21 protein-coding genes are annotated in these 25,790 nt (G+C 36.0%); 11 read left to right on the top strand and 10 right to left on the bottom strand.

Annotation, left to right across the window (positions count from 1 at the left end):
- Nucleotides 1–11 precede the first annotated feature (11 nt).
- Together H344_RS0104930 and uvrA are read right to left on the bottom strand one after the other, a co-directional pair.
- Nucleotides 12–698 (bottom strand): LOG family protein, encoded by a 687-nt coding sequence (locus H344_RS0104930; RefSeq protein WP_026809286.1) that lies wholly within the window; start codon nucleotides 696–698, stop codon nucleotides 12–14.
- A 110-nt stretch (nucleotides 699–808) separates the two neighbouring features.
- A complete protein-coding gene (uvrA, locus tag H344_RS0104925) occupies nucleotides 809–3,640 on the bottom strand; it encodes an excinuclease ABC subunit UvrA (RefSeq protein ID WP_157378140.1) in 2,832 nt (943 codons plus the stop codon).
- 124 nt (nucleotides 3,641–3,764) lie between these two features.
- Here uvrA and H344_RS0104920 point away from each other — a divergent pair, with 124 nt between their 5' ends.
- A complete protein-coding gene (locus H344_RS0104920; RefSeq protein WP_026809284.1) occupies nucleotides 3,765–4,292 on the top strand; it encodes a hypothetical protein in 528 nt (175 codons plus the stop codon).
- 157 nt (nucleotides 4,293–4,449) lie between these two features.
- Here H344_RS0104920 and H344_RS19720 read toward each other — a convergent pair whose 3' ends face one another.
- Nucleotides 4,450–5,166 carry a TIGR03915 family putative DNA repair protein gene (locus H344_RS19720; RefSeq protein WP_051254117.1) on the bottom strand — a complete coding sequence of 239 codons (717 nt, stop codon included), beginning with the start codon at nucleotides 5,164–5,166 and terminating at the stop codon, nucleotides 4,450–4,452.
- A gap of 352 nt (nucleotides 5,167–5,518) precedes the next feature.
- On the opposite strand from H344_RS19720, the gene H344_RS0104900 reads away from it, so the two are divergent.
- The 3 genes from H344_RS0104900 (at nucleotide 5,519) to H344_RS0104890 (ending at nucleotide 9,452) form a co-directional block, all read left to right on the top strand.
- On the top strand, nucleotides 5,519–6,286 hold the full coding sequence (locus H344_RS0104900) for an XRE family transcriptional regulator (protein ID WP_026809283.1): 768 nt from the start codon (nucleotides 5,519–5,521) through the stop codon (nucleotides 6,284–6,286).
- A gap of 491 nt (nucleotides 6,287–6,777) precedes the next feature.
- Complete coding sequence (locus tag H344_RS0104895; RefSeq protein ID WP_026809282.1) at nucleotides 6,778–8,748, top strand: sensor histidine kinase; 1,971 nt, start codon at nucleotides 6,778–6,780, stop codon at nucleotides 8,746–8,748.
- A 23-nt stretch (nucleotides 8,749–8,771) separates the two neighbouring features.
- On the top strand, nucleotides 8,772–9,452 hold the full coding sequence (locus tag H344_RS0104890; protein ID WP_026809281.1) for a metal-dependent hydrolase: 681 nt from the start codon (nucleotides 8,772–8,774) through the stop codon (nucleotides 9,450–9,452).
- On the opposite strand, the gene H344_RS0104885 is transcribed toward H344_RS0104890, so the two are convergent.
- On the bottom strand, nucleotides 9,453–10,247 hold the full coding sequence (locus H344_RS0104885; RefSeq protein ID WP_026809280.1) for an SDR family oxidoreductase: 795 nt from the start codon (nucleotides 10,245–10,247) through the stop codon (nucleotides 9,453–9,455). It abuts the gene before it with no gap.
- A gap of 48 nt (nucleotides 10,248–10,295) precedes the next feature.
- Between H344_RS0104885 and menC the strand changes: the two genes are divergently transcribed.
- The 3 genes from menC to H344_RS0104870 are packed head-to-tail and all read left to right on the top strand — an operon-like array spanning nucleotide 10,296 to nucleotide 13,379.
- Nucleotides 10,296–11,348, top strand: a complete 1,053-nt coding sequence (gene menC, locus H344_RS0104880; RefSeq protein ID WP_026809279.1) for an o-succinylbenzoate synthase — start codon at nucleotides 10,296–10,298, stop codon at nucleotides 11,346–11,348.
- The gene (locus H344_RS0104875) at nucleotides 11,339–12,298 is read left to right on the top strand and encodes a CPBP family intramembrane glutamic endopeptidase (protein ID WP_026809278.1); all 960 of its coding nucleotides are present in this window, start codon (nucleotides 11,339–11,341) and stop codon (nucleotides 12,296–12,298) included. The genes menC and H344_RS0104875 overlap by 10 nt, the downstream gene beginning before the upstream one ends.
- Nucleotides 12,282–13,379 (top strand): AMP-binding protein, encoded by a 1,098-nt coding sequence (locus tag H344_RS0104870; protein WP_026809277.1) that lies wholly within the window; start codon nucleotides 12,282–12,284, stop codon nucleotides 13,377–13,379. Before H344_RS0104875 ends, H344_RS0104870 begins: the two co-directional genes overlap by 17 nt.
- 304 nt (nucleotides 13,380–13,683) lie before the next feature.
- Here the strand turns inward: H344_RS0104870 and H344_RS0104865 are convergent, their stop codons facing one another.
- The gene (locus tag H344_RS0104865; protein ID WP_026809276.1) at nucleotides 13,684–15,312 is read right to left on the bottom strand and encodes an acyl-CoA carboxylase subunit beta; all 1,629 of its coding nucleotides are present in this window, start codon (nucleotides 15,310–15,312) and stop codon (nucleotides 13,684–13,686) included.
- A 222-nt stretch (nucleotides 15,313–15,534) separates the two neighbouring features.
- Between H344_RS0104865 and H344_RS0104860 the strand changes: the two genes are divergently transcribed.
- The 3 genes from H344_RS0104860 (at nucleotide 15,535) to ettA (ending at nucleotide 18,815) form a co-directional block, all read left to right on the top strand.
- Nucleotides 15,535–16,509: a Gfo/Idh/MocA family protein gene (locus H344_RS0104860; RefSeq protein ID WP_026809275.1), complete on the top strand. Its 975-nt coding sequence runs from the start codon at nucleotides 15,535–15,537 to the stop codon at nucleotides 16,507–16,509.
- An 81-nt stretch (nucleotides 16,510–16,590) separates the two neighbouring features.
- Nucleotides 16,591–16,773 carry a CAL67264 family membrane protein gene (locus tag H344_RS0104855; protein ID WP_026809274.1) on the top strand — a complete coding sequence of 61 codons (183 nt, stop codon included), beginning with the start codon at nucleotides 16,591–16,593 and terminating at the stop codon, nucleotides 16,771–16,773.
- 350 nt (nucleotides 16,774–17,123) lie between these two features.
- The gene (ettA, locus tag H344_RS0104850; protein ID WP_026809273.1) at nucleotides 17,124–18,815 is read left to right on the top strand and encodes an energy-dependent translational throttle protein EttA; all 1,692 of its coding nucleotides are present in this window, start codon (nucleotides 17,124–17,126) and stop codon (nucleotides 18,813–18,815) included.
- 79 nt (nucleotides 18,816–18,894) lie between these two features.
- On the opposite strand, the gene H344_RS0104845 is transcribed toward ettA, so the two are convergent.
- Nucleotides 18,895–19,692 (bottom strand): MBL fold metallo-hydrolase, encoded by a 798-nt coding sequence (locus H344_RS0104845; RefSeq protein ID WP_026809272.1) that lies wholly within the window; start codon nucleotides 19,690–19,692, stop codon nucleotides 18,895–18,897.
- An 11-nt stretch (nucleotides 19,693–19,703) separates the two neighbouring features.
- On the bottom strand, nucleotides 19,704–20,177 hold the full coding sequence (locus H344_RS0104840; RefSeq protein ID WP_026809271.1) for a GNAT family N-acetyltransferase: 474 nt from the start codon (nucleotides 20,175–20,177) through the stop codon (nucleotides 19,704–19,706).
- Nucleotides 20,178–20,343: 166 nt separating this feature from the next.
- On the opposite strand from H344_RS0104840, the gene H344_RS0104835 reads away from it, so the two are divergent.
- On the top strand, nucleotides 20,344–21,231 hold the full coding sequence (locus tag H344_RS0104835) for a hypothetical protein (RefSeq protein ID WP_026809270.1): 888 nt from the start codon (nucleotides 20,344–20,346) through the stop codon (nucleotides 21,229–21,231).
- Between the two features lie 148 nt (nucleotides 21,232–21,379).
- Here H344_RS0104835 and fumC read toward each other — a convergent pair whose 3' ends face one another.
- The 3 genes from fumC to H344_RS0104820 all read right to left on the bottom strand — a co-directional run bounded on the left by fumC (nucleotide 21,380) and on the right by H344_RS0104820 (nucleotide 25,704).
- Nucleotides 21,380–22,780, bottom strand: a complete 1,401-nt coding sequence (gene fumC, locus H344_RS0104830) for a class II fumarate hydratase (RefSeq protein WP_026809269.1) — start codon at nucleotides 22,778–22,780, stop codon at nucleotides 21,380–21,382.
- Nucleotides 22,781–22,946: 166 nt separating this feature from the next.
- Entirely contained in the window at nucleotides 22,947–23,357 is a 411-nt protein-coding gene (locus H344_RS0104825) for a thiol-disulfide oxidoreductase DCC family protein (protein ID WP_026809268.1), read from the bottom strand.
- A 169-nt stretch (nucleotides 23,358–23,526) separates the two neighbouring features.
- Nucleotides 23,527–25,704 carry an endonuclease MutS2 gene (locus H344_RS0104820; protein WP_026809267.1) on the bottom strand — a complete coding sequence of 726 codons (2,178 nt, stop codon included), beginning with the start codon at nucleotides 25,702–25,704 and terminating at the stop codon, nucleotides 23,527–23,529.
- Nucleotides 25,705–25,790: the final 86 nt, after the last annotated feature.

The raw sequence follows: 25,790 nt of genomic DNA, 5'->3' as shown, positions 1-25,790 counted from the left end.
TAGATAAGATTTTAGAAGTTTGGAGTAAGTAGGTTGCCTTTGTAAAAAGCATCAATAATATCTACTACTTCTTCCTCTGTATCAACAATTTGAATTAGGTCTAAATCGTTTGGACTAATATTTCCAACCTTAAGTAAGGAGCTTTTTATCCAATCTATCAATCCAGTCCAAAACTCTGTGCCGACCAAAATAATTGGGAATTTTTCAATTTTATTGGTCTGAATAAGAGTAATGGCTTCAAAAAGCTCATCTAAGGTTCCGAAGCCTCCTGGCATAACTACAAAGCCCTGAGAATACTTAACGAACATCACCTTACGGACAAAGAAATAATCAAAATCTAAACTTTTATCGTTATCGATATATGGGTTGTCATGCTGTTCAAAAGGTAAGTCTATATTTAAACCAACCGAGGTGCCGCCAGCTAAATGAGCTCCTTTATTTCCTGCTTCCATTATTCCAGGACCACCTCCGGTAATAATACCATAGCCTGCTTCAGAAATGCTTTTAGCTACTCTAACGGCAAGTTCATAATAGGGGTCTTCTGGTTTGGTACGGGCAGATCCAAAGATGGAAACACAAGGACCAATGGCACTCATTTTTTCAAAACCGTTTACAAATTCTCCCATTATCTTAAATAATGCCCATGAATCGTTGGTTTTTATTTCATTCCATCCCTTGTGATGTTGTTCTTTTCTCATAATATATCGTAAATCAATTGTTTTAAAGTCTGTTAAATGTGCTAAAAATTCTTAGGCTGTCCAAAATTATGTTGAGTATAGCAATTTTTATAATATCAAAACTGCTAAAGTTACAAACCTAATTCTTTTCTTAGATACTTGGAAGTATGACTTTTTTTATCTTTAGCTACTTCTTCAGGAGTACCTTTTGCAACCACCATTCCTCCATTTCGCCCCCCCTCATAACCAATATCCAAGATATGATCCATCATTTTTATAACATCCATGTTGTGTTCTATAATTAAGACGGTATTCCCTTGGTCTACAAGTTTGTTTAAAACATTCATAAGTACTCTAATATCCTCAAAATGTAAGCCAGTAGTGGGTTCATCCAAAATATAAAAGGTGTTTCCAGTATCTTTTTTAGATAATTCAGTTGCTAACTTAATTCGCTGTGCCTCTCCTCCAGAAAGTGTTGTGGATTGTTGACCTAAAGAAATATATCCTAACCCTACATCCTGTATGGTTTTAAGTTTTCTATGGATTTTAGGAATGTTTTCAAAAAAATCTACCGATTCATTGATGGTCATTTCTAGAACATCTGCAATTGACTTTCCTTTGTATCTTATTTCTAAGGTTTCTCGGTTAAATCGTTTTCCATTACAAGTCTCGCAATCTACATATACATCTGGCAGAAAATTCATTTCTATAACTCTTAAACCACCACCTTTACAAGTTTCGCAACGTCCACCTGTAACATTAAAACTAAATCGCCCAGGTTTGTAGCCTCTAATTGCGGCTTCTTGGGTCTTTGCAAACAGGGCTCGTATTTCACTGAATACTCCAGTGTAGGTGGCTGGATTAGACCTTGGGGTTCTACCAATGGGAGATTGATTAATGTCTATTACTTTATCTATATGTTCTAATCCACTTATTTTTTTATAAGGCATTGGTTCTTTAACGCCATTAAAATAATAAGCGTTTAGAATAGGGTACAATGTTTCACTAATTAAAGTTGACTTTCCACTTCCTGATACTCCTGTTACCCCGATCATTTTACCTAAAGGGAATTCTACTGAAATATTCTTAAGGTTATTACCAGTACAACCGGTAAGTTTTATAGATTTCCCATTGCCAGATCTTCTAGTCTTAGGTACCTCTATTTCTTTCTCTCCGTTTATATATGCTGCGGTAAGGGTGTGATGATTTCTGAGCTCTGCAGGACTCCCTTGTGATATTATTTCCCCACCGTATTTTCCAGCTTTTGGTCCAATATCTATTACATGATCTGCACGCTCTATCATATCCCGATCATGTTCTACTACAATAACAGAATTTCCAATATCTCTTAGTGATTCTAAGGAAGCTATTAAACGCTCATTGTCTCTTTGATGTAGACCAATGCTGGGTTCGTCTAAAATGTAAAGTACCCCTACTAGTTGAGAGCCTATTTGGGTAGCAAGTCTAATCCGTTGAGCCTCCCCACCAGAAAGAGACTTGCTACTACGGTTTAATGAAAGATAGTTTAAGCCTACATCCAATAAAAATTGGATTCTGCTTCTAATCTCTTTAATTATTTCTTCAGCGATCTTCAATTGATTACCTGATAGCTTTTCTTCTAAATTCCCGAAAAAATCTGCTAGGTCAGAAATATCCAAATTGGATAATTCAGCAATGTTTTTAGCGTCTATCTTAAAGTTTAAAGAAGCTTGTTTTAAGCGAGTGCCTTCGCAGGTTGGACATTTAATTTTGTCCATATATTCCTTAGCCCATCTTTTTATGGAAGTTGAATTGGCTTCGTGGAACTGACTTTTTATAAAATGCGAAATTCCTTCATAATCAATCTTATATTTTCTTTTAACTCCTAAAATTTTGGAATCTACTTCAAAACTTTCTTTTCCTCCATATAGCAATATCTTAATTGCTTCATCTGGAATTTTAGATATGGGATCGTCCAAACTAAAATTGTAACGCTGGGCAATGATTTCTATTTGCTTAAAAGCCCATGATTTTTTGTAAGGCCCCAAGGGTGCTATACCACCAGCGGTAATTGATAATTTTTTATTGGGGAATATTTTGCTTTCGTTCACCTCATGAATATTTCCTAAACCATTACAATCAGGGCACATTCCTTTTGGGGAGTTAAAAGAAAATGTATTTGGTTCTGGTGAGGGATAAGAGATACCTGTAGTAGGACACATAAGGTCTCTACTAAAATAGCGAGGCTCGTCTTTGCCCTCTTCTAAAACCATCAATATATTATCTCCGCTATACATAGCAGTATTAATACTTTCAGAAATACGCTTATCTAATTCAGGGCCAGAAGAAATTTTAAGTCGGTCTATAACAATTTCAATGTCATGGGTTTTGTAACGGTCTACTTTCATGCCCTTTACAATATCCTTTATTTCCCCATCTATTCTTACTTTTACAAACCCCTGTTTAGCAATCTGTTCAAACAGTTCCCTATAGTGTCCCTTTCTAGATCTAATTACCGGGGCAAGAATATTAATCCTTTTGTCCTTATAGGTTGATATTATGAGGTCTTTAATCTGCTCATCATCATAACTAACCATTTTCTCACCGGTATTGTAGCTGTAGGCATCACTCGCCCTTGCAAACAATAACCTAAGAAAGTCATAAATTTCGGTAATGGTGCCAACTGTGGAACGCGGAGATTTAGAGGTGGTTTTCTGCTCAATCGCGATAACAGGAGAAAGTCCGTCTATTTTATCCACGTCTGGACGTTCTAATCCTCCTAAAAATTGTCGTGCATAAGCAGAAAAAGTCTCTATGTATCTTCGTTGACCTTCTGCATAAATGGTATCGAAAGCTAAAGATGATTTACCACTACCCGAAAGTCCGGTTATTACTACCAGCTTTTCCCTAGGGATAGTAACATCTATATTTTTTAGGTTGTGTACCCGAGCTCCCTGAACCTCAATATTTTCTTCGTATGCCATCGTTTTTGTCATCAAAGCGCGAAGTTACAATATTGACCTTTAAAAATGAAGGCGGTACAATTTAGTTTTTTGTTATTTAATGGCTTAGATATACATTAGCGATATAAATTTAAAATAATAATATATGCAGATTTTAGGAATAGGGTCGCGAATACAGCATCAAGAATTAGGTAAAGGGGTGGTTACTAATGTGACCTCCAAGCATTATTGGGTAACCTTTATGGATAGCGGCCTAGAAACCATTGCTATTGATTCAGATTTTGAAGTAATTGAGGCCTTGGAAGATGAGGTAGATTCTATTAGCTTTTCTGAAGTTGAACAGTCTTTAATAGAGATACTTAGAAGGTGGAGTGATGCCAGTTCCGTTACTCCAATAGCAGATAAATGGAAAGGGGGAACCTTAGTTCTAGAGCCTGGGGATGCCAATTTATCAGAAAAGAAAATACCAATAGATACTTTTTTTCATAAGATAGTTATGGTGCGAGACCGTATAAGGGTGATGGAACAGAAAATTAATAGTAGTTCTAATCTGGATGACCAAGAAAAAGTTGACTTGCAACAATACATTACTCGTATTTATGGTAGCTTAACAACTTTTAATGTTCTCTTTAAGAATCAGAGCGATAATTTTGTAGGTGCAAAAAGTAAATAATTTCTAAATAACCGATTTTGGATGGTTCAATGAACTTTAATGATAAGTCCAAGAAAAACTTAGGTTTAAACCTTCTTTATTTGGGAGTAAAGAAGTAATTCGTCTTAGATTAAGTGTTGAGTATTACGATTAGATTATTCTTAGACTCTAGTTTGTCTTAAACGGCCTCTTTTTCACTAAAGAAACTAGTGGCATGTGGTGTATAATCATGAGTGAAAAGCTCCCTCTTAATTAAAGGTTTTAAATTTGTTTTAGATAATGGACCTATAGATTGGATATTGGAAAGATCTGTCCTAATTATTTGTGTTGTCTCTAGATCATAAAAAACAGCATAACGTCTTTTGAGATCGTAGATAGCAAACGCCTTATTAGGAAATTTTGATCTATAGTATTTACTTAAAAGTGGTAATACATCATAGTATGGTGATACCGCAGAAAAATAAATACCATCTTGGGAAACTCTGAATTTAGCGATCGACTCAATTCGGAGTTTTTCTCTAGATACCATACCTGAATATTGGTATAGTTTTATTCGTATGGTCTGTAATTCTTCTTCTGATTCAGTATCAGATGTCGTATTGTAGAGAGAGCAAATGTATTTATACAGCAGTAATTCAATCCCTTTTGATTCGCTCAGAAATGAAAAGTAGATATTTTTGATCGCCGCATTGTTTTTCTTTTGGATACCTATCCATACACGTCTAGCTTTATTTACATCCGTAATAATAGTTTCTACTTCCGTAAATAAACCTTTTTGAGCCTTTTCGCTTTTTTGAATATCGATTACTCTTAATTTTGATTCGAAAGCCCGGTATATGGCGCATAAGAAACCATTTAGACTTCCATCATATCGTAAAATTTTTACATTTTCCATGCTTAATCAAATAAACTAAATTGTATATAATTCTTGTTTTCCAAACAATCAGGCTTAGGCTGTGTAGACCTTTTTAGTTTAGGTTTTCTAATCCTTGGTTTGGGTGTTATCAAGGGTTCATCTCCTATTGCAGTTAGGGCTAATAGACTTAATTTGTGGTGTAGCTCTTCAATAGTCATAATGTAGCGTTTTGTAATTAATCCAAATATATGGATTTATTCCTAAATATGGAAATAATCCAACAATTTTATTGGATATACTCCAAATTGTGTATATTTGAATTATATTTATGGTCTGTTATTCCCTATAGAGAATGGATACTATCTGGGAGTTTTAATTTAAATTTTGGGATATGAACGATAATTTAGAGATTGCAGTTAAGCGTTTTACAGAGATTCGTAGGGAATTAGGTTTTACACAGGCAGAATTTGCCAAGCTTTTGGGAGTTTCCAATACTACTGCTGATATAGAGCGTGGTAGGACCAAATTATCTGGAACTGTAGTTGCTCAACTGCTCAAACAATTTAACGTGAATCCTCTTTGGTTGTATGGAGATAGTATTCATAAGAATTTATCTACGGCAAATAGCAGTGTAATGCCAAAAGTAGTAACTGTAGACTCCTCAGATAATGAGAATATGGTTTTAGTAAATGCTAAAGCTGCCGCAGGGTACCCTCAGAATATACAAGATACTAGTTGGTATCGTCAACTTCCTGCGTTCGATATCCCTCTTCCGGAGTTTAGAAATGCTACTTATCGTGGCTTTCAAGTAGAAGGAGATAGTATGCTACCTAATTTGAGGCCAGGGGAGTGGGTTTTAGCCAAGGCTGTGGAAGGATTGCAGGATATAAGTCCCAATAAAATTTATGTTGTTGTTCTACAAGATGCCGTTTTAGTAAAGAAAATTGAAAGATCTCCAGACCCTACAGAGATTTCTCTTATTTCTATAAATGAAAATTACCCACCCTATCGTGTTAAGACAAATGAGCTACAGGAACTTTGGCAAGTGGGAAGTAAAATTACCTTTGGTGTAGACGCCACTTCGGAAAGTGGACTGTTGCGACAATTACAGGAATCAATGGAAGAACTGAAAAGTCAGATTAAAAGGGTAAATAACTAAATATAGTAACAAGTACTATCCTATTATTTTTAGGGAAACTAGAATCATAATATATTGCAAATTATAATCTTCACCACAAAATTGGATGGTTACACAACATTATTGTAGCTTTACTGTAAAGACAAGCTATTTTTAATCTTGATAAAAGACCCCAAATCTTATCGTTTTACATATACTTAAAGGCACTACAATTAACTTGTATTGCCTTTTTTATTGACTACGCTAACTATAGCAAATTCAATCCTATTTATTATAAGGAATCGATTCAGAGAATTGAATAGCAAATTTACTTACACCTAATTAACTATAGCAGTGGGCAGGTAAATCGATTAATTTTATAGGAGTGAATCTTGTCATTGTTGATGGTAATGGCGAGACAATGCAAGTGAATTTATGCTTGATTATTAATTTAAATATTACATCTTTACTGTTACCAAGGATTAGCATACTAATATGGAAGGGTAACTTAATTTGGATGCACAACTAAAACAATGACAAAATTCCTAAGAAAAATACTAATGGTATTTGCCCTATTCTCTATAGGCCTAGGGAGCGCTTTAGCCCAAGAGGAAGTTGTGAAACCTAATCTTTTTCAAGAATTTCAGAGTTTGCAAATGGCCGAAGAAAAGTTTCAGCTTTTCTTTGATAGTACTAATCGCTATAAAGATAACTCTGCCTATGATTGGCAGGCTATAGTAAATAAGTATCATAAAGAGGCAGAAAATGTCAACGATTCATTAAGTATAATGAAGTATGAAATAATGCAAGCGCAGTTGTTTTATGATATTGGTGATTATAGCAAAAGTGTAGCTATAGCCAATGAGTTGTACAGCAAATGGGAAGGTACAAGCTTAGAATCTAAGAGGATTCTTTTGGATTTGATTGATAATAATTATGCGAAACTTGGACTTTATGATCGTCAATTTGAAATAAGGAACGAGAAAAGGGAATTGGGGCTGTCAGATAAGGTTGTTTTTTATGACATTTACTCTAATCTTGGTCTCCATAGAAAGGCGATGGACGATTATATTAAGGAGATGTTGAAAACGGTGGGGGAGTTCGATTATTATGGGCAAGCCGAATATCATAATAATGTGGGGACTTATTTGTTTTTGGATTTATCTACACCTACTGCACTTACCTACTTTAAAAAAGCTGAAAGTTTTATCAATATTTACTTAACTGATATTAGAAGAGATAAATCGGATCTTGAAATAGAAAAAGGCAATTTGCTTAAAGGTATCATAGAAGGAAATATAGGCAAGTGTTATGCTCTTCTAAAGGAATTTGATCTTGCCATTCCATTGTTAGAGACCTCTATTACCACTTTGCAAGGGAGTAATTTAGGAAGGCCCTCTAATGAATTAATAGTAAACACACTGGAGTTAGCAGATTGTTATCTTCAAAAGGAGGAATATGATCGGGCTAGAGATTTACTTAAAAAAGTGGCTGCGCCTGCGACAGTTGAAAATGTTGTTAGAAGAAATGGACTGCTAGCTGCCTATTTTGCAAAAACTAATGATTATAAAAGTTCTGTAGATTACTTAAAAAGAAATGTAAGGATAAATGATTCGTTGGTTAAAAATGAAACATCAATGAAAAAGCAGCAGTTGGCTGCAGTAGCTGGACAGGAAATTGAGTATTCTAAAAAAATGATGGAGGCTCAAAAACTAGACTTAGATAAGTCTAAAACCGATCTATTAGCTAAGGAAGAACGGATAAATATTGTATTTATTTCCCTGATTTTCACTCTTTTAGGTTTTGCGGGACTTGTGTATGCGTATATAAAGAGTATTAAAAATCAGCGACTTATAGAGAATCAGAAAGAGATGATAGAAGCAGCTTTAGTGGAAAAAGATTCGCTTTTAAAGGAGATACATCACCGGGTGAAAAATAATTTACAAATGGTTTCAAGCCTGCTTAGCTTACAAACTAAAAATACGAGAAGCAAGGCTGCAATACAGGCGTTAGAGGAAGGGAAGAGTAGGGTAAAAGCTATGGCATTAATACATCAAAAACTGTATCAAAATGAAGACCTATCGGTTATTGAAATGCAGGGATATATAGAAAGCCTAATCAATAGTGTGCAATCAGTATATAAAAAAGGAGGACATAATATTAATATCATTATAGATGCGGAAGGGGTAGAGTTAGATATCGATAGGGCTATTCCCTTTGGCCTAATTTTAAACGAATTGGTTTCCAACTCTTTTAAATATGCATTCCCCGATGAGGTAAGGAAAGAAACCGAAGAAAAGATTTCTATCTATTTAAGTAAAGATTCCGAAAAAGGTTATTTCGAATATTCTGATAATGGAGTAGGGTTACCTGAGGAATCAGACTTAAATCAGAACGCTTCCATGGGAATACGTCTTATGAATCGTTTGGCTAATCAGTTGCAATCTACCTTAAATATCGACAAAACTTCAGAAGGAGTTCGTTATTGGTTCAATTTTAAATAACTTTGGGTTAAAACAAGTTCAATATGCAAATTACATTTTTAGGTCACGCTTCACTACAAATTACTGTAGGAGGTAAGACCCTATTGGTTGACCCGTTTATATCTGGAAACGAAAAAGCAAAGGGGATAATTGATATTAATGATCTTAACCCCGATTATATTTTAATTACCCATGCTCACCAAGATCATATCTTAGATGTTGAAGAAATAGCCTTGAGGAGCAAAGCAGTAGTGGTTAGTAATTTTGAAATCGCCACTTATTTTGAAAATAAAGGTCTTTCTACCCATCCTATGAACCACGGTGGAAGTTGGAGTTTTGATTTTGGAGATTTAAAATATGTGAACGCTATACATACTTCTTCTTTTCCCGATGGCTCCTATGGAGGACAACCTGGAGGATTTATTTTAAGCTCAGGAAAAAAGCAGATTTACATTGCTGGAGACACCGCCTTAACTATGGATATGAAGTTGATTCCCTTGTTCGCTCAATTAGATCTTGCTATTTTGCCTGTGGGAGACAATTTTACCATGGGACCCAAAGATGCGGTTATAGCGGCAGATTTTGTAGAATGTGACAAGGTCTTAGGGTATCACTTTGATACTTTTGGGTTTATTGAAATAGATCATGAAAAGGCAAAGAAAACCTTTTCAGATGCAGGGAAAGAGTTAATTCTATTGGATATAGGAGAACAGCTAACTGTATAATTAGCGTACCTGACTCCTTAAAACCATTCGGTGTAGGAGCTTTGGGAAAAAGCGTTTTACGTATATGCCCATTACTTCCCGTTTTCCAATGTAGGCTTCAAACTTTTTGTTCTTAATTGCCCTCATCATTTTTTTTGCAAATATTTCTGGGGACATTCCATTCTGAGTGGCTTTATCGTTCTCTTTTTGGGGAGTCCCCGTACTAGTGAGTGCATTTCTGGCTATATCTGTGTTAACAAATCCAGGGCAGATCATAGTAACGCTTATGTTATCTTTGGCATGCTCCATTCTAAGGGCATCAAAAAAACCGTGCAACGCGTGTTTGGCTCCACAATAACCAGACCGGTAAGGGGAGCTAAATTTACCCATAAGACTAGTTACAGTAACAAACTGACCCTGCCTTTGCCGCACAAAGTGAGGGAGTAATGCTTTAGTCAGCGCAATGGTTCCCATATAGTTTATATCCATAAGCTGCTTGTAGACACTCATCTCTGTATTTATAATTAGAGATCGTTGACTTATTCCGGCATTGTTAATTAAGATGTCTATGGAACCATAAATTAGCATAGCTTTATCTACTTTGATGGACATTGAACTGATATCTTCTAAATCTAAAGGAAGCACTTCAATATTTTCTGGGTTAGAACAACTACTTTTTACCTTATTGAGCTGATCCTTGTTTCTAGAAGAAATAATTAATTTATGGTCTTTCTTGCTAAGTACTAAAGTAAGCGCTTTGCCTAGTCCGGAAGATGCTCCTGTAATCCATATAATCTTATTTTTGTTTGTTGCCATTTTATCTCATTAAAAAGAAAAAGATAGTTAAATTTGGCCTTATTGAATATGAAAGCTACTTATAAAAAATACATTCTACAGTTTAAAAGACCCAGTGGTACTTCTAGAGGAGTAATGACCCAAAAAGAAATATGGTTTCTTATTTTGGAAGATAACGGTGAATTAGGAATTGGAGAATGTGGTATTTTAAGAGGATTAAGTTACGACGATACTCCTAATTATGAGGAGAAACTAAAATGGACTTGTGAAAATATCCATCTGGGAAAAGAAGAACTTTGGAAAGCTCTTGTTGATTATCCCAGTATACAGTTTGGAGTAGAACAAGCATTTTTATCCTTGAATTCTAAAGATACGTTTACCTTATATCCGTCGGAATTTACCAATGGAGAGAAGGTCATTCCCATAAATGGTTTGGTGTGGATGGGAGATGAGAATTTCATGCATCAGCAAATACAACAAAAGTTGGTGGAGGGGTTTCGCTGTATTAAAATGAAAATTGGCGCGATTGATTTTGAAAAGGAATTGGAAATATTAGCTTCCATTCGAGACTCGTATAATCCAGATCAAATAGAATTAAGGGTAGATGCAAATGGAGCTTTTTCACCTTCAGAAGCTATGGAGAAACTTCATCTCTTGGCGCCTTTTAATATACATTCCATAGAACAGCCAATTAAAGCCGGGCAAACTATGGCAATGAAAGAATTATGTAGTAATACGCCCATCCCAATTGCTTTAGATGAAGAACTTATTGGGATTAATAAGGTTGCAAACAAAGAAGAACTGCTACAAACCATTCAACCGCAATATATAATATTAAAACCAAGTTTGGTGGGCGGATATAGAGGTAGTGAAGAATGGATAAACATTGCAGATAAGCTTAATGTTAAATGGTGGATAACTAGTGCTTTAGAGAGTAATATTGGCTTAAATGCTATTGCACAATGGACGTATACCTTAAAAAATAAACTGCCTCAAGGCTTAGGCACTGGCAGTCTGTATACCAATAACTTTTCTAGCCCGTTAACGGTTAAAAATGGTCATTTGGGATATGCGAAAAGTATAAATTGGGAAGAAAAATTATTGGAAAGAATATGTATATAGAACAAGGGTATAAGGGTAATCGTGAATCTTGGGTTTACTTAGTTGGGTTGTTGTTAATTTTCTTAGGGTGGCAGGTTATTGGAATGATTCCTCTTATGGCTGCTTTGGTTATTAAATCCCTAGGGTCTGGACCAATGCCTATGGATGTTAGCGGTATGTCTAAGCTTTTAGGAAGCAATCTGTTTTTGTTCCTTATGTTATTATCTTTCGCTTTTGGATTGCTAGCTACTTTTATCACTGTAAAATATATACACAAACAATCTATTGTTTCCCTTACAACTAGCAGAAAAAGGATAGATTGGAAAAGGGTGTTTTACGCATTTGGACTATGGGCAGGAATTACCATAATAGTCTTAGGGATTGATGTTTATCTTTCCCCAGAAGATTATCAGTTGAATTTTAAACTAGTGCCGTTTTTAATCCTTTGCGTTATAGCTATTCTCTTTATTCCCTTGCAGACTAGTTTTGAGGAGTATTTTATGCGCGGATATTTAATGCAAGGTATCGGTATTGTTGTCGGTAATAAATGGGTGCCTTTGGTGGTAACATCCTTGATCTTTGGACTGTTACATTTATTTAATCCAGAGGTAGATAAATTAGGCTATGGTATTATGGTCTATTATATTGGAACTGGTTTTTTCTTGGGAATTATTACCCTGATGGACGAGGGGTTAGAATTGGCCCTTGGTTTTCATGCTGCTAATAATTTACTAACTGCCTTATTGGTTACCGCAGATTGGACGGCGTTTCAGACAGAGTCGATATATTTAGATGTCTCTGAACCTAAATTGGGATGGGATGTATTTGTACCAGTATTGGTGATTTACCCTATTCTTATATATGTTTTCTCTAAAAAGTATAACTGGCATAATTGGAAAGAGCGACTTACAGGGAAGGTATTATTGAAGGAGGAATATAAAGTGTTAGAAGAAAATGGACCGAAGCTATAAGTTTGTTCATCCTAGGTTTAAATTCAACGGGAAGCACTACGATTTTCTAGAGCTTTTAGAATTAGCATATAGCTTAATAAAGGAGGGTGAGGAATATGAAATAGCTATTGGGGATTTCTTGCTAGATTGGTTAGATAGTTCCAATACAGTGTACGTAAGTACCTCTGGTTCTACGGGTATTCCTAAAATTATTCCGCTTCAAAAAAAGTACATGGTGAACTCTGCTTTGGCAACTGGTACATTTTTTAAAATGCAGGAAGGCACTAAGGCGTTACACTGTTTGCCTACCCGTTTTATTGCCGGTAAAATGATGTTGGTTAGAGCTATGGTCTTGGGATGGGATATACATTGTGTAGCGCCTAATTCTCATCCAATGGAACATGCTAAAGGGCACTACGATTTTGGGGCAATGGTGCCGCTACAAGTAGAAAATTCTCTTACTAATATATCTCTGATAGGTACACTAATTGTTGGGGGAGCCCCTATGTCGGGAGATTTAAAATCTAAACTATCCTGTGCTTTCACTAAAGTCTACGAGACTTATGGGATGACCGAGACTGTAACCCATATCGCTGCGAAAGGAGTAAACACGTTCAAAAATAATTCCTCTGAAACTAATGAAGATTTAACTTTTAAAGCCCTTCCTCAAGTTAACTTCACTACGGATCAGCGGGGGTGTTTAGTAATAAATGCGCCACATATATCTGATATTGATGTGGTGACAAATGATATGGTTGATTTAATATCTAATACGGAGTTTAAATGGTTAGGTCGTTACGATAACGTGATTAACTCCGGTGGGATTAAGTTAATTCCCGAACAAATAGAAACCCAGTTATCTAGTTTGATACCCAATAGATTTTTTGTAGCTGGGAAAGTAGATGCTAGTTTAGGACAAAAATTAATTCTTGTAGTGGAAGGGCATGAGGAGACCGCTACCTTGCTAAATAATATAAAATCCCTCAATACAATTAATAAATATCAAGTTCCGAAGGAAATATATACCCTTCCTAAGTTTATAGAAACAGGAAGTGGAAAGGTAAATAGGGGAGAAACGCTACGGGTTTTGGGGTTAAATTGAAGTTCTCAGTGGCATTTTACTGTGAGCATTTTTCTTATTGTCACATACCTAAATAGACAAATTTCGGCATTAACATAATTCATAGATTTAGGTGGCAGAGTGGATTCGAAGTCAAGTAAAATTTTTTTTTCAACATGACTTCATTCCATATTATTACATTATTCACCTTAGTATATTTCCAAATTAACTCAGCTCCAAATTATCAAATTGATACATTAGTATATTGGCTCATTTCTAAATCAACCTTGTTCCATTAGGTAATTAGTACATTTACACACTGTTTTATTGGTACATTAATAGGTCGTTACACCTGAATTACTCCTAAATTAAAGGGTTTTTCTATTGGAGCGTGATTGGCTGCTTCAATACCCATAGAAATCCATTTACGGGTATCTAAAGGATCAATTACCGCATCGGTCCACAATCTAGAGGCAGCATAGTAAGGAGAGATCTGCTCGTCGTAACGCTGCTTTATTTTATTGTATAGTTCCTCTTCTTTTTCAGGGGTGATTTTTTCACCTTTTTTCTTAAGGGAAGCTGTTTCTATTTGCAATAATACCTTTGCTGCAGAATTACCACTCATCACTGCTAATTCTGCGCTTGGCCAAGCTACTATTAACCTTGGGTCGTAAGCCTTACCGCACATTGCGTAATTTCCTGCACCATAACTATTTCCTATAACAATAGTGAATTTGGGAACTACAGAGTTACTAACTGCATTTACCATTTTAGCTCCATCCTTAATTATACCTCCGTGCTCACTCTTACTGCCCACCATAAAACCGGTGACGTCTTGTAAGAAAACTAGGGGGATTTTCTTTTGGTTGCAATTGGCAATAAACCGGGTAGCCTTATCTGCAGAATCGGAATAAATTACTCCTCCAAATTGCATTTCTCCCTTTTTTGTTTTTACCACTTTACGTTGGTTGGCTACTATCCCAACTGCCCACCCATCAATACGGGCATAGCCGGTAAGTATAGATTTTCCATAGCCTTCCTTATATTGTTCAAAATCCGAGTTGTCTACTAAGCGTTTAATGATTTCTAACATATCATACTGCTCGGCCCTGGATTTAGGAAGTATTCCATAGATGTCTTTTTCCGTATCTTTTGGCTTAAGGGGAGCTATTCTATTATAACCTGCCTTGTCAAAATCCCCAATCTTATCCATAAGGTTTTTAATGGTCTCTAGCGCATCCTTATCGTCTTTAGCTTTATAATCTGTTACTCCACTAATCTCGCAATGAGTGGTAGCGCCTCCTAAGGTTTCGTTGTCTATTACCTCTCCAATTGCAGCTTTTACAAGATAGCTGCCTGCTAAAAAAATACTACCCGTTTTATCAACGATCAAAGCCTCATCACTCATAATAGGCAAGTAAGCCCCTCCAGCTACGCAACTACCCATTACCGCTGCAATTTGGGTGATCCCCATACTGCTCATTATAGCATTATTTCTAAATATTCTTCCAAAGTGTTCCTTATCTGGAAATATTTCGTCTTGCATGGGAAGATAAACGCCAGCGCTATCCACCAAATAGATAATAGGAAGTCGATTTTCTATGGCGATTTCCTGTGCTCGTAGATTCTTTTTAGCGGTGATGGGAAACCATGCACCTGCTTTTACAGTAGCATCATTTGCGACTACAATACATTGTTTGCCTTTTACATACCCAATCTTCACAATAACCCCTCCAGAGGGACACCCACCGTGGTCCTCGTACATTCCTTCCCCAACAAATGCTCCAATTTCAATACTACTAGTTCCCTCGTCTAAAAGATAATCTATGCGCTCTCTAGCGCTCATTTTTCCAAGAGCATGTTGTTTATCTAAACGCTGTTTGCCCCCGCCAAGTTTTACTTTGGCTAGTTTGCGCTTTAATTCCGAAAGTAATAGTTTATTGTGGTCTTCGTTTTTGTTGAAGTTAATATCCATGTAGTCGTGGGTTTGCTTTGCGCACTAAAGATAAGGAGTTATATTTATTAACTTAAATTAAATATGGGGCAATAATCTCTTTTTTAAAGTAGACGGATTTGCTAATTAATGCAATTCCACTGTGTATTAAGGACTTTAGTGTTGGGACTTGTCTTCTTTTAGAGGAGTATCTCAAAAAAAAATAATTTTATCAAAATTTTTAAAAAAACTATAAAGAATAGTATGAAGCAAAAAATACGGTGGGGAATCATTGGGCTTGGTAATATCGCACACTCTTTTGTAAAGGATTTGGCGCTAGTTGAAGACGCTGTAATTAGTGCGGTTGCCTCTAGAGGTGCAGAGAAAGCTAAGGTATTTGCTGAAGAGTACCGTGTGCCCTTAGCATTTGGAAGCTATGAAGAGTTATTAGAGTGTGAGGAAGTAGATGTAGTCTATATTGCAACGCCGCATAGTTTGCATGCAAATTTGTCCATAATGGCGATGGACTTAGGAAAGCATGTGTTATGTGAGAAACCTTTGGGCATGGATAAACGGGAAGTAGAAAGAATGATATCATCAGCTAAAAAAAACAAGGTGTTTTTAATGGAGGCGCTTTGGAGCAGGTTTAATCCTGCTATCCGTAAAGTGAAATCCTTGGTGGAATCTGGTGAAATTGGAAATGTCACTTATTTACATGCCGATTTCGCTTTCTATGCAATGGATAGGGATTTGCAAGGTCGTGTATTAAATCCTAAATTAGGAGGGGGCTCACTTTTAGATATTGGTATCTATCCTATATTTTTAGCCTATCTGCTATTAGGAAAACCAGATGAGATCTTGTCTACCTCTGACTTTCATACAAATGGAGCGGAAATACAAACTTCTATGATTTTTAAATATCCACATACCCACGCCATCTTATATTCTGGATTTAATAGTAAATCTGAAATGACGGTACAAATAGCGGGAGAGAAAGGTACTATTGTTATACCTAATCGATGGCACCAAGCCCAAGGGTATAGAATAAATAAAGAAAATGAAGAAAAAGTGTTTAACCTGCCTACTCACGGTAAGGGGTATTTCTATGAAATTGAAGAAGTGCATACATGTCTTGCAGAAGGGAAAATAGAGAGTGATTTATGGAGTCATCAAAACAGCTTAGATCTTATTGGATTAATGGATACGGTGAGAAATCAAAATGGGATCAACTTTTCATAGTTTGAATTAAGTGCATTTTGACAGATATAATCTTATAAAATTTACGATATTTGGCCTTCTACAATTTAAACCAAATTTAATATGGGAATGAATAAGAATACGGTGCTTGCATGGGCAACCTTTATAATGATAATAGTAGGACTTGCACTTATTGCATTAGGTGCTTTTAGATATGATGACGTTGCTGGTTGGGGATTTGCCTCTGTAGGTATTGGCTTTTTTGCCATTGCTTGGGTGTTTAATGCCTTAAAGGGTAGAGTGTAATTTATTTTAGTTGGTCATTATTCATTAACCCTCATGAATGTTTTGGCAGATTAGCAGTATTATAAAAGAGGGTGAACTCTTTAAGAGTAAGGGGTGAAAATTATGAACAAGTGAGTGGCTTATATAAATTTTGTCAGCTCTTTAATCGAGGTGGTTTAGGAATAACCTTATTATAATTACTAAATGTGGCCTTGGATAGGTCCGTTTAAGTTAAAATAGTTACTCAGGAATAAGTGGTTTTGTAAAGTAGATTAGCTTCAAAACTTAGCAGAAGAGCCATTTATAAAAATGAACCCTAGGGACTAGTGTCCAAAGAAAAATAATTTAACAATTAACACGAAAATTAAGATATGTCAGACGATAAGAAAGTGATATTTTCCATGTCTGGGGTAACCAAGACCTATAAAACAGCTAATACCCCAGTTTTAAAGAATATCTATTTAAGCTTTTTCTACGGAGCTAAAATTGGAATTTTAGGACTTAACGGTTCGGGTAAATCTACCTTACTAAAGATTATAGCCGGCGTAGATAAAAACTTCCAGGGAGATGTTGTTTTTTCTCCTGGATACAGAGTAGGATATTTGGAGCAAGAGCCGCAGTTAGATGAAGAAAAAACGGTATTAGAAGTTGTAAAAGAGGGTGTTGCAGAAACCGTTGCTATTTTGGATGAGTATAATAAGATCAATGATATGTTTGGTCTTCCGGAAGTGTATGAAGATGCCGATAAGATGCAAAAATTAATGGATCGTCAGGCAGTACTTCAGGATAAAATTGATGCTAGCAACGCTTGGGAGTTAGATACTAAATTGGAAATTGCGATGGACGCCTTGCGTACACCAGATTCCGATAAAAAAATTGGAATCCTATCTGGAGGAGAACGCAGACGTGTTGCCTTATGTAGGTTGTTGTTGCAGGAGCCTGAAATTTTATTGTTAGATGAGCCTACTAACCACTTGGATGCGGAATCTGTACATTGGTTAGAGCATCATTTGGCATCCTACAAAGGGACCGTGATTGCGGTTACTCACGACAGATATTTTTTAGATAATGTAGCGGGATGGATTTTAGAATTAGACCGTGGGGAAGGTATTCCATGGAAAGGTAACTATTCTAGTTGGTTAGACCAGAAATCGAAACGTTTGGCACAAGAAAGTAAGACTGCTTCTAAACGTCAAAAAGTGTTGGAGAGGGAGTTAGATTGGGTTAGACAAGGAGCTAAGGGACGTCAGACCAAGCAGAAAGCTCGTTTGCAGAACTACGACAAGCTAATGAGTCAAGATCAGAAACAATTAGACGAAAAGTTGGAAATCTATATCCCTAACGGACCTCGACTAGGAACCAATGTTATTGAGGCCACAGGAGTAAGTAAGGGGTATGGCGATAAACTATTATATGAAGACCTTAATTTTAAACTTCCACAAGCTGGTATTGTAGGGATTATTGGTCCAAATGGGGCGGGTAAAACTACTATTTTCCGTATGATTATGGGAGAGGAAACCCCGGACAAAGGTGAGTTTATAGTTGGTGAAACAGCTAAGATTGCTTACGTAGATCAGAATCACTCTAATATTGATCCTGAAAAAACAATATGGCAAAATTTTAGTGACGAGCAAGAGCTAATCCTCATGGGAGGAAGACAGGTAAATTCTAGAGCTTATTTAAGTCGTTTCAATTTCTCAGGAAATGAGCAGAATAAAAAAGTGAGCATGCTTTCAGGTGGGGAACGTAACCGTTTGCACCTAGCAATGACCTTAAAGGAAGAAGGAAACGTATTGCTTTTAGATGAGCCTACTAACGATTTGGATGTGAATACCTTACGTGCATTGGAAGAAGGGTTAGAGAATTTTGCTGGTTGTGCCGTAGTTATTTCCCACGATAGGTGGTTTTTAGATAGAATATGTACCCATATTCTAGCCTTTGAAGGGGATTCGCAAGTTTATTTCTTTGAAGGTTCATTCTCAGAATATGAAGAAAATAAAAGAAAACGCTTAGGAGGTGATTTAATTCCTAAACGATTAAAATACAAGAAATTAATCCGTTAGATTACCATTTCTATTCAACAAAATCCGCCATGCTAAACAAAGTATTGGCGGATTTTTTATTTTGTAGAAGCTACTAGTCTTAATAATCCATATTAGGGTACCAATCTAATTGTACCACTTCTATATCCGGGTTTTCACTGTTAATTATTTTTTTAAATAATGAAACATCGCTTACATCCGGATTGCCACGGTAGTGATAAGGGTAAACCTGTTTTGGTCTAAACTCTAGAACTGCCTCTGCAGCGCTTTCAATATCCATAGTATATGGAAGGTTCATACAAATGAAGGCTTTATCTATTTGTGATAGCGCTCTCATTTCAGGTATATCTTCGGTGTCTCCAGAGAAATATATGCGCTCCTCGTTCTTGCTAATTACATAACCATTGCCTCGGCCTTTGGGATGAAAGTCTTTTGCCTCTTCCCTTAAATTATACATGGGAATAGCTTCTATCGTAATTCCAAAACGAACTTTATGATCTCCGTTATCTAAAATATCTAATTGAGGAGTATATTTTTCAGGCATTTTTTCGGCCACTGCTTGAGGAAGAATTATTTTAGAATTCTGCGTATTTAGTGCCTCTAGGGTCTCTAAGCTAAAATGATCTCCATGAATATCGGTTATGAGTATTAAGTCTGGTTCGGGAACATCATCATAAGAATCTATTTCACCAACTGGGTCTATATAGATGGTAACGTCATCCATAATGAGGACGGCAGATGCGTGTTCAATGGGGGAAATTTGGATATCTACTGCTTTGTTTTCTTTCTGCGGAACAATTTCATTTATAGGAGCGGCAGATTTAGACTTTTCTTTACAGCTTAAAACAAGAACAGTAATTATTACTAGTATTAATCTAAATAAATGATAAGTCTTCATATTCTAGAATTTTAGGTTAAAGCCATTTCCATTTTAATATCACTTCTGCTATAAGGTAAACTCTCCTCTAATTGGACTTCCTTAAAACCAATTTTTTTATACATATAGATGGCATTTTCCAAACGAGTACTGGAGTATAATATAATCTTTTCCCAGTTGTTTTGTTGACCAATATTAATGGCATGTTTTAAAAGCGTTTGTCCTATTTTTAAGCCTTGATAGACTGGATCAACAGCCATTTTACTTAATTCGTATTGACTAGCGCTGTGGGGTAAAAGCGCATAACACCCTACAATTTCACCATTATAACGGGCGAAATAAATATATCCGCCTTTATTGATTATATTAGCTTTAGAATCCATTAAAATCTTACGATCTTTTGATTCTAAATAGAAGAATTTTTTTAACCAAGCTTCGTTTAAGGCTCTAAATTTATTAGTATGCTCCGAATTTTCGGGTTCAAAAGGGATGATTTCTAGGGACATAGCTATTTAATAATAATATTTGTAAAGTTAGTGGAAGCATCTTAAGTTTTTGAAGATAAATTATTTTTTTTGCCAAAAAAATCCAAAATTCAAACTATATCGTATATAGTACTGATACAAACTAATATTCAAGTTAACCAAAGAAAATTAATTAACATTTAAAATTATGACTGAAACAAAAAGCAATAACGGATTAAAAGTTATAGCAGGCTTACTTGCGGTAATCTTACTGGGTGTAATTATCTACACAGTAAGTCTTTATCAGGATAAACAAAAAAATACGGCTTTATTAACTAAAGAAAAAGAATTAGTAGTTGAAGACCTTACCAGTTTAAAATCGGAGTACGATAAAGCTATCTTAGAAAGCAATGCTACTAATGAGGAGTTAATTTCTGCTAGGGACAATATTGCAAAATATATTGACTCCGTAAAGACGATGAAAGCAGATATAGCTAATTTGTACAGGTATAGAAAGCAAGTAGGTATACTTACTAAGGAACGCGAGCAGTTATTGAGAAAAGTAGATTCACTTACTAGATCTAATACTTTCCTTGCAATGCAAAGAGATAGTACGTATGTTGAATTAGAAAAACAAACTGTTTTTAATGATTCTTTAATAGTGCAGAATACCCAATTGGCTGATGTAGTTGAAAAAGGTTCTACCTTAAACTTATCTAAGTTTAGTGTAGATGCGGTAAAAGAAAGAAATAGTGGGAAACTAGTTTCTACCTCAAGAGCTAGGGCTACAGATAAATTAAAAGTTTGTTTTACTGTTGCTGATAATGTTATAGCACAAGCAGGTGATAGACAATTTTTTATAGAAGTGTTAGATCCGCAGGGGAATGTTTTAGGAGATAGTTCTTCACAAACTGCTGATTCTGGTGCATCTGTAACTTATAGCAAGAGTACTGACTTTTATTATGAGAATCGTGCTCTTGATGTATGTGATTTTATAGATAAGCCAGCGGGAGATTTCCAAAAAGGAAACTATATGGTGAATGTGTATGACAATAGTTTAAAGCTATTGGGAACTTCCAAATTCGAATTAAAATAACACACACTACCATTAATCAAAAAAAGGCCGATCTGTTTTTAGATCGGCCTTTCTATTTATTGGTGCCTTGGTTTACTCAATAATCGAGCTTTAAATGCTCCGAGACCCTCTTGCCCGTTCCATTCAGGCGGGCCTACCCCGATGTAGTTTACTTATTAAGAGAACCCACCATGTTTTCAGGTTTAACCCATTCGTCATATTGCTCGGCAGTTACATACCCTAAATTAATAGCCTCCTCTTTTAAGGTAGTTCCATTTTTATGGGCAGTATTTGCAATTTCAGCAGCCTTGTAATACCCAATTTTAGTATTTAAGGCGGTTACCAACATCAATGAATTATTCAACAACTGCTCTATTACAGCGTGGTTAGGTTCTATTCCTACGGCACAGTGCTCATCAAAACTTACGCAGGCATCACCCAATAGTTGTGCCGATTGCAGTAAATTGGCAGCCATCATTGGTTTAAAGACATTTAGCTCATAATGCCCTTGAGTACCACCAATAGTAATAGCTACATCGTTCCCCATTACTTGGGCGCAAACCATAGTTAATGCTTCACATTGCGTAGGATTCACTTTTCCTGGCATAATAGAACTACCAGGCTCATTAGCTGGAATTATTATTTCGCCAATTCCAGATCTAGGTCCAGAAGCCATCATTCTTATATCATTAGCAATCTTGTTTAATGCTACTGCCAATTGCTTTAATGCGCCGTGCGATTCTACTAAGGCATCGTGAGCAGCCAAAGCCTCAAACTTATTTTCAGCTGTTTTAAAGGGTAGTCCAGTAAATTTAGCAATATACTCTGCTACAAGTACGTCATAGCCTTCGGGGGTGTTAAGACCTGTTCCTACGGCGGTGCCACCTAATGCTAGTTCACTTAAATGGTCTAAAGTGTTATTTAATGCCCGTAACCCGTGGTCTAATTGGGAAACGTAACCAGAAATTTCTTGTCCTAAGGTTAGGGGGGTAGCATCCATTAAATGCGTACGGCCTATTTTAACCACATTGGCAAATTCCTTAGCTTTTTTGTTTAATGTATTTCTAAGCTGGGTGATTCCAGGAATTGCTGTTTCTACAATTTTCTTATAAGTAGCTATATGCATCCCGGTAGGGAAGGTATCGTTAGAAGATTGGGATTTATTTACATCATCATTGGGTTGAATGGTCTTTTCCCCTTTACCAATTTTTTTTCCAGCAAGCTCATGTGCTCTATTGGCAATTACCTCATTAACATTCATATTACTCTGGGTTCCAGAGCCAGTTTGCCAAATTACTAACGGAAATTGATCGTCGTGCTTGCCTGCCAAAATCTCATCACAAACCTGCGCTATAAGGTCTCTTTTTTCTACTTCTAAAACACCGAGTTCGTGATTGGTATAGGCAGCCGCTTTTTTTAGATAAGCAAAACCATAAACAATGTCTAAGGGCATAGAGGCCGCTGGACCAATTTTAAAATTGTTTCTAGAGCGTTCGGTTTGTGCGCCCCAATACTTATTGGACGGTACCTTTACCTCGCCCATGGTATCTTTTTCAATGCGATATTCCATAATTAATATTCCGTTTAATGATAATTACAAATTTACGGTTATATGCTTAAGAAAGAAAGTTTATTCCCTAGCATTCTATATTGTAGTTTCTCTAAATAAGCAATAATGATATCATGAATTGGGGGGAGTCAAATGATAGAATGCCCAATGTAAGTATTCATTTATGCTAATTTAAAAACTTGGCTTTTAATTCCGGGGTAGGGATCATACAAGCTTCTTTTTTACCGTACCAACGATATCGATTCTTGGCTACAAAATCGTAAACCTTATTGCTAATGCTCTCCGGTATCCATTCCAAAATGGCTACTAGCCCCCAAACTCCTCCAAAGGACTTTGCTATTTTTAATGCGGCGGCAGATTTAGTATAATAGGCTACACCAGGTTCTATTAAAATTATGGAGTCTATCTTTGAGGTGTCTATATGTCGTTCAGAAGTTAGTTTTTTGCCAATATCACTCTGAAGTGCCGCATACCGATACGTATCGTTCTTATCTCTTTTAATTACGTATTGAACGGCGTTATTGCATAAATTGCAAACGCCATCAAATAATAAAATTTTTTTTGGGCTTGTTTCCATTTCACAAAGATACTGTGGTAGAAAGAATAATACTAAATTTAAAAGTGTACAAACTACATCAAATAAAGTCGGGTAATAACCATCATTATATACAGTAGATAAGTTTGATGATATGACCTTTTAAAATGCAATTGTCTAGTAAAACTTAACCAATATAACTGCTAAAAGATTACTTTTTTTTGGCAGCTTGCACCAATTCTAGTTGGTCTACATTTACATTGGTGGTGAAAATACCGTAATTTACAATAGCCTTGTTTTTTTCTAGGTTATCTATAGTTCCTACTGCCTTACCATCTAACATTCGTACACGATCCCCAATTTTAAAAATAGGGCGAGGCTTATTTTTCTCTTTTACTTCCGCCTTCTTTTTTTCTACTTTTTTAGTTTCGCGGATTACTTCCACCTTCTTTATAACCTCTTGTTCTACTTTTGCTTTCTTCTCCTTTTGGACTTTTATCTCCTTTGGAGTTTGCTTTTTGCGTTTGCTGTTCTCCGTTTCTACTATCTTTAGTAATTCGGAGATTAAAGGGCGTCTTTTTTTAGTCTGAAAATATTTCTCTGCAGCAGTATTTACCTTGTTACCCAAATAGATCATTCGTTGATTATGATCATAGAGTTCCTGGTAATTTTCTAATTTGGATTTGATCTTTAAGTTGAGCTCTTCTAATTTTTGAGCCTCAATTCTAGCTTTGGATTCCTCTTCTTGTAGCTTAGACCCTGTCTTTTTCATCTTGCTACGTTCTTTTTGCAATTTCGCAATAGTAGCATCAAAACGCACTTTTCCGCGTTCTATTTTCTTTTTTGCTTTATTAATCAGACTATAAGGAATACCATTTTTTTGGGCCACTTCAAAGGTAAAAGAGCTTCCTGCTTGCCCAATAACTAATTGAAAGGTGGGCTCTAACGACTTTCCATCAAAAAGCATATTTGCATTGGAAACATGGGGTAGTTCATTAGCTAAAAGCTTTAAGTTTGAATAGTGAGTGGTGATAACACCATATGCCCCTCGCTCATAAAATACCTCTAAAAATGTTTCTGCCAAGGCCCCACCAAGTTCTGGATCGCTTCCGGTACCAAACTCATCTATTAAGAATAAGGTTTTGTCATTGCACTTACGCAAAAAATAGTTCATGTTTTTCAATCTATAACTATAGGTGCTCAAGTGGTTTTCAATAGATTGGTTGTCTCCAATATCGGTCAGAATATTATTGAACAAGCAAACTTTAGAACGTTCATGTACTGGGATAAGCAACCCACTCTGCAACATAAGTTGTAAAAGACCTATGGTTTTAAGGGTGATACTTTTTCCTCCCGCATTAGGCCCTGAAATTACAATGATTCTGTTTTCTGGATGCAGGGTAATGGTTTGGGGATATGTTTTTTCGTTTTTATACTTGTTATTCAAGAATAGCAAAGGGTGATACGCATCCCTTAAATAAAGTTCCCTTTTCTCTGTAATTTCTGGCAAAAGAGCGTCCATTTCCGATGCATATTTAGCTTTCGCCGCAGTGATATCCATATACGCCAAGAAGTTTTGATAGTCTGCTAATGGAATGGCAAAAGGCCTGATCTTATTGGTAAGGTCTTTTAGGATTTTTTGAATTTCTTCTCTTTCCTCAAATGCTAGGTTATTAAGCTCTCTGCTATATCTCAAAGTAGCTTCGGGCTCTATGTAAACAATACTTCCTGTCTTAGAGGATCCCATGACAGAGCCTTTAACTTTTTTTCTGTACATGCTTTTTACGGCCAATACACGTCTGTTGTCTACTACAGATTCTTTTATTTCATCCAATAGGTCGGCAGCCTGATAAGTGGAGAGCGCGGAAGCAAAACTTTGATTAATCTTTACTTTTACCGAACCTATTTGTGAGCGTATATCTTGTAAGTTTGGGGAAGCTGTATTTTTTATTTCTCCAAACTTATCGATTACGATATCTATAGATTTCGCAATCTCTGGGTGATAGGTGATAGATTCTGTCACATTAAGTAGCTGCGGATAGTAATCTTTAAACTTTACAAAAAACTTGATATGTGTGGCTACCGTATTACAGATGTAGGCTATCCTTCTAAATCCACCTATTTCTAACGTAGTATTCTCAATTTTAAGCAGTTTTAACTCGTTTAAAATAGCATCAAAACCGTGATTGGGAATTGTATTGTCATTCGTAAAGGAGGATAGGTATTCTGATGTTTGACCGAGAGTGGCCATAAGTTCTTCCTGAGACTCAATAGGGCCTACATTAAGCACATTTTCCTTCCCTAGTTCCGTATTACATCTAACGGATAGCTGTTGAAGTACAGTATTGAATTCTAAATCTTGAAGAGTTTTGCTGCTTATTTTTGCCATAGTAACATTTAAACGCTTCAAAGGTAAGGAATAGGAGGGATATGAATAGCTATATCATGGCAAGGATAACTACTTTTGTTTATGAA

The sequence above is a fragment of the Arenibacter latericius DSM 15913 genome (genome assembly GCF_000424985.1).
Lineage (GTDB): Bacteria > Bacteroidota > Bacteroidia > Flavobacteriales > Flavobacteriaceae > Arenibacter > Arenibacter latericius.
This window is presented reverse-complemented; position numbering and strand designations above follow the sequence as displayed.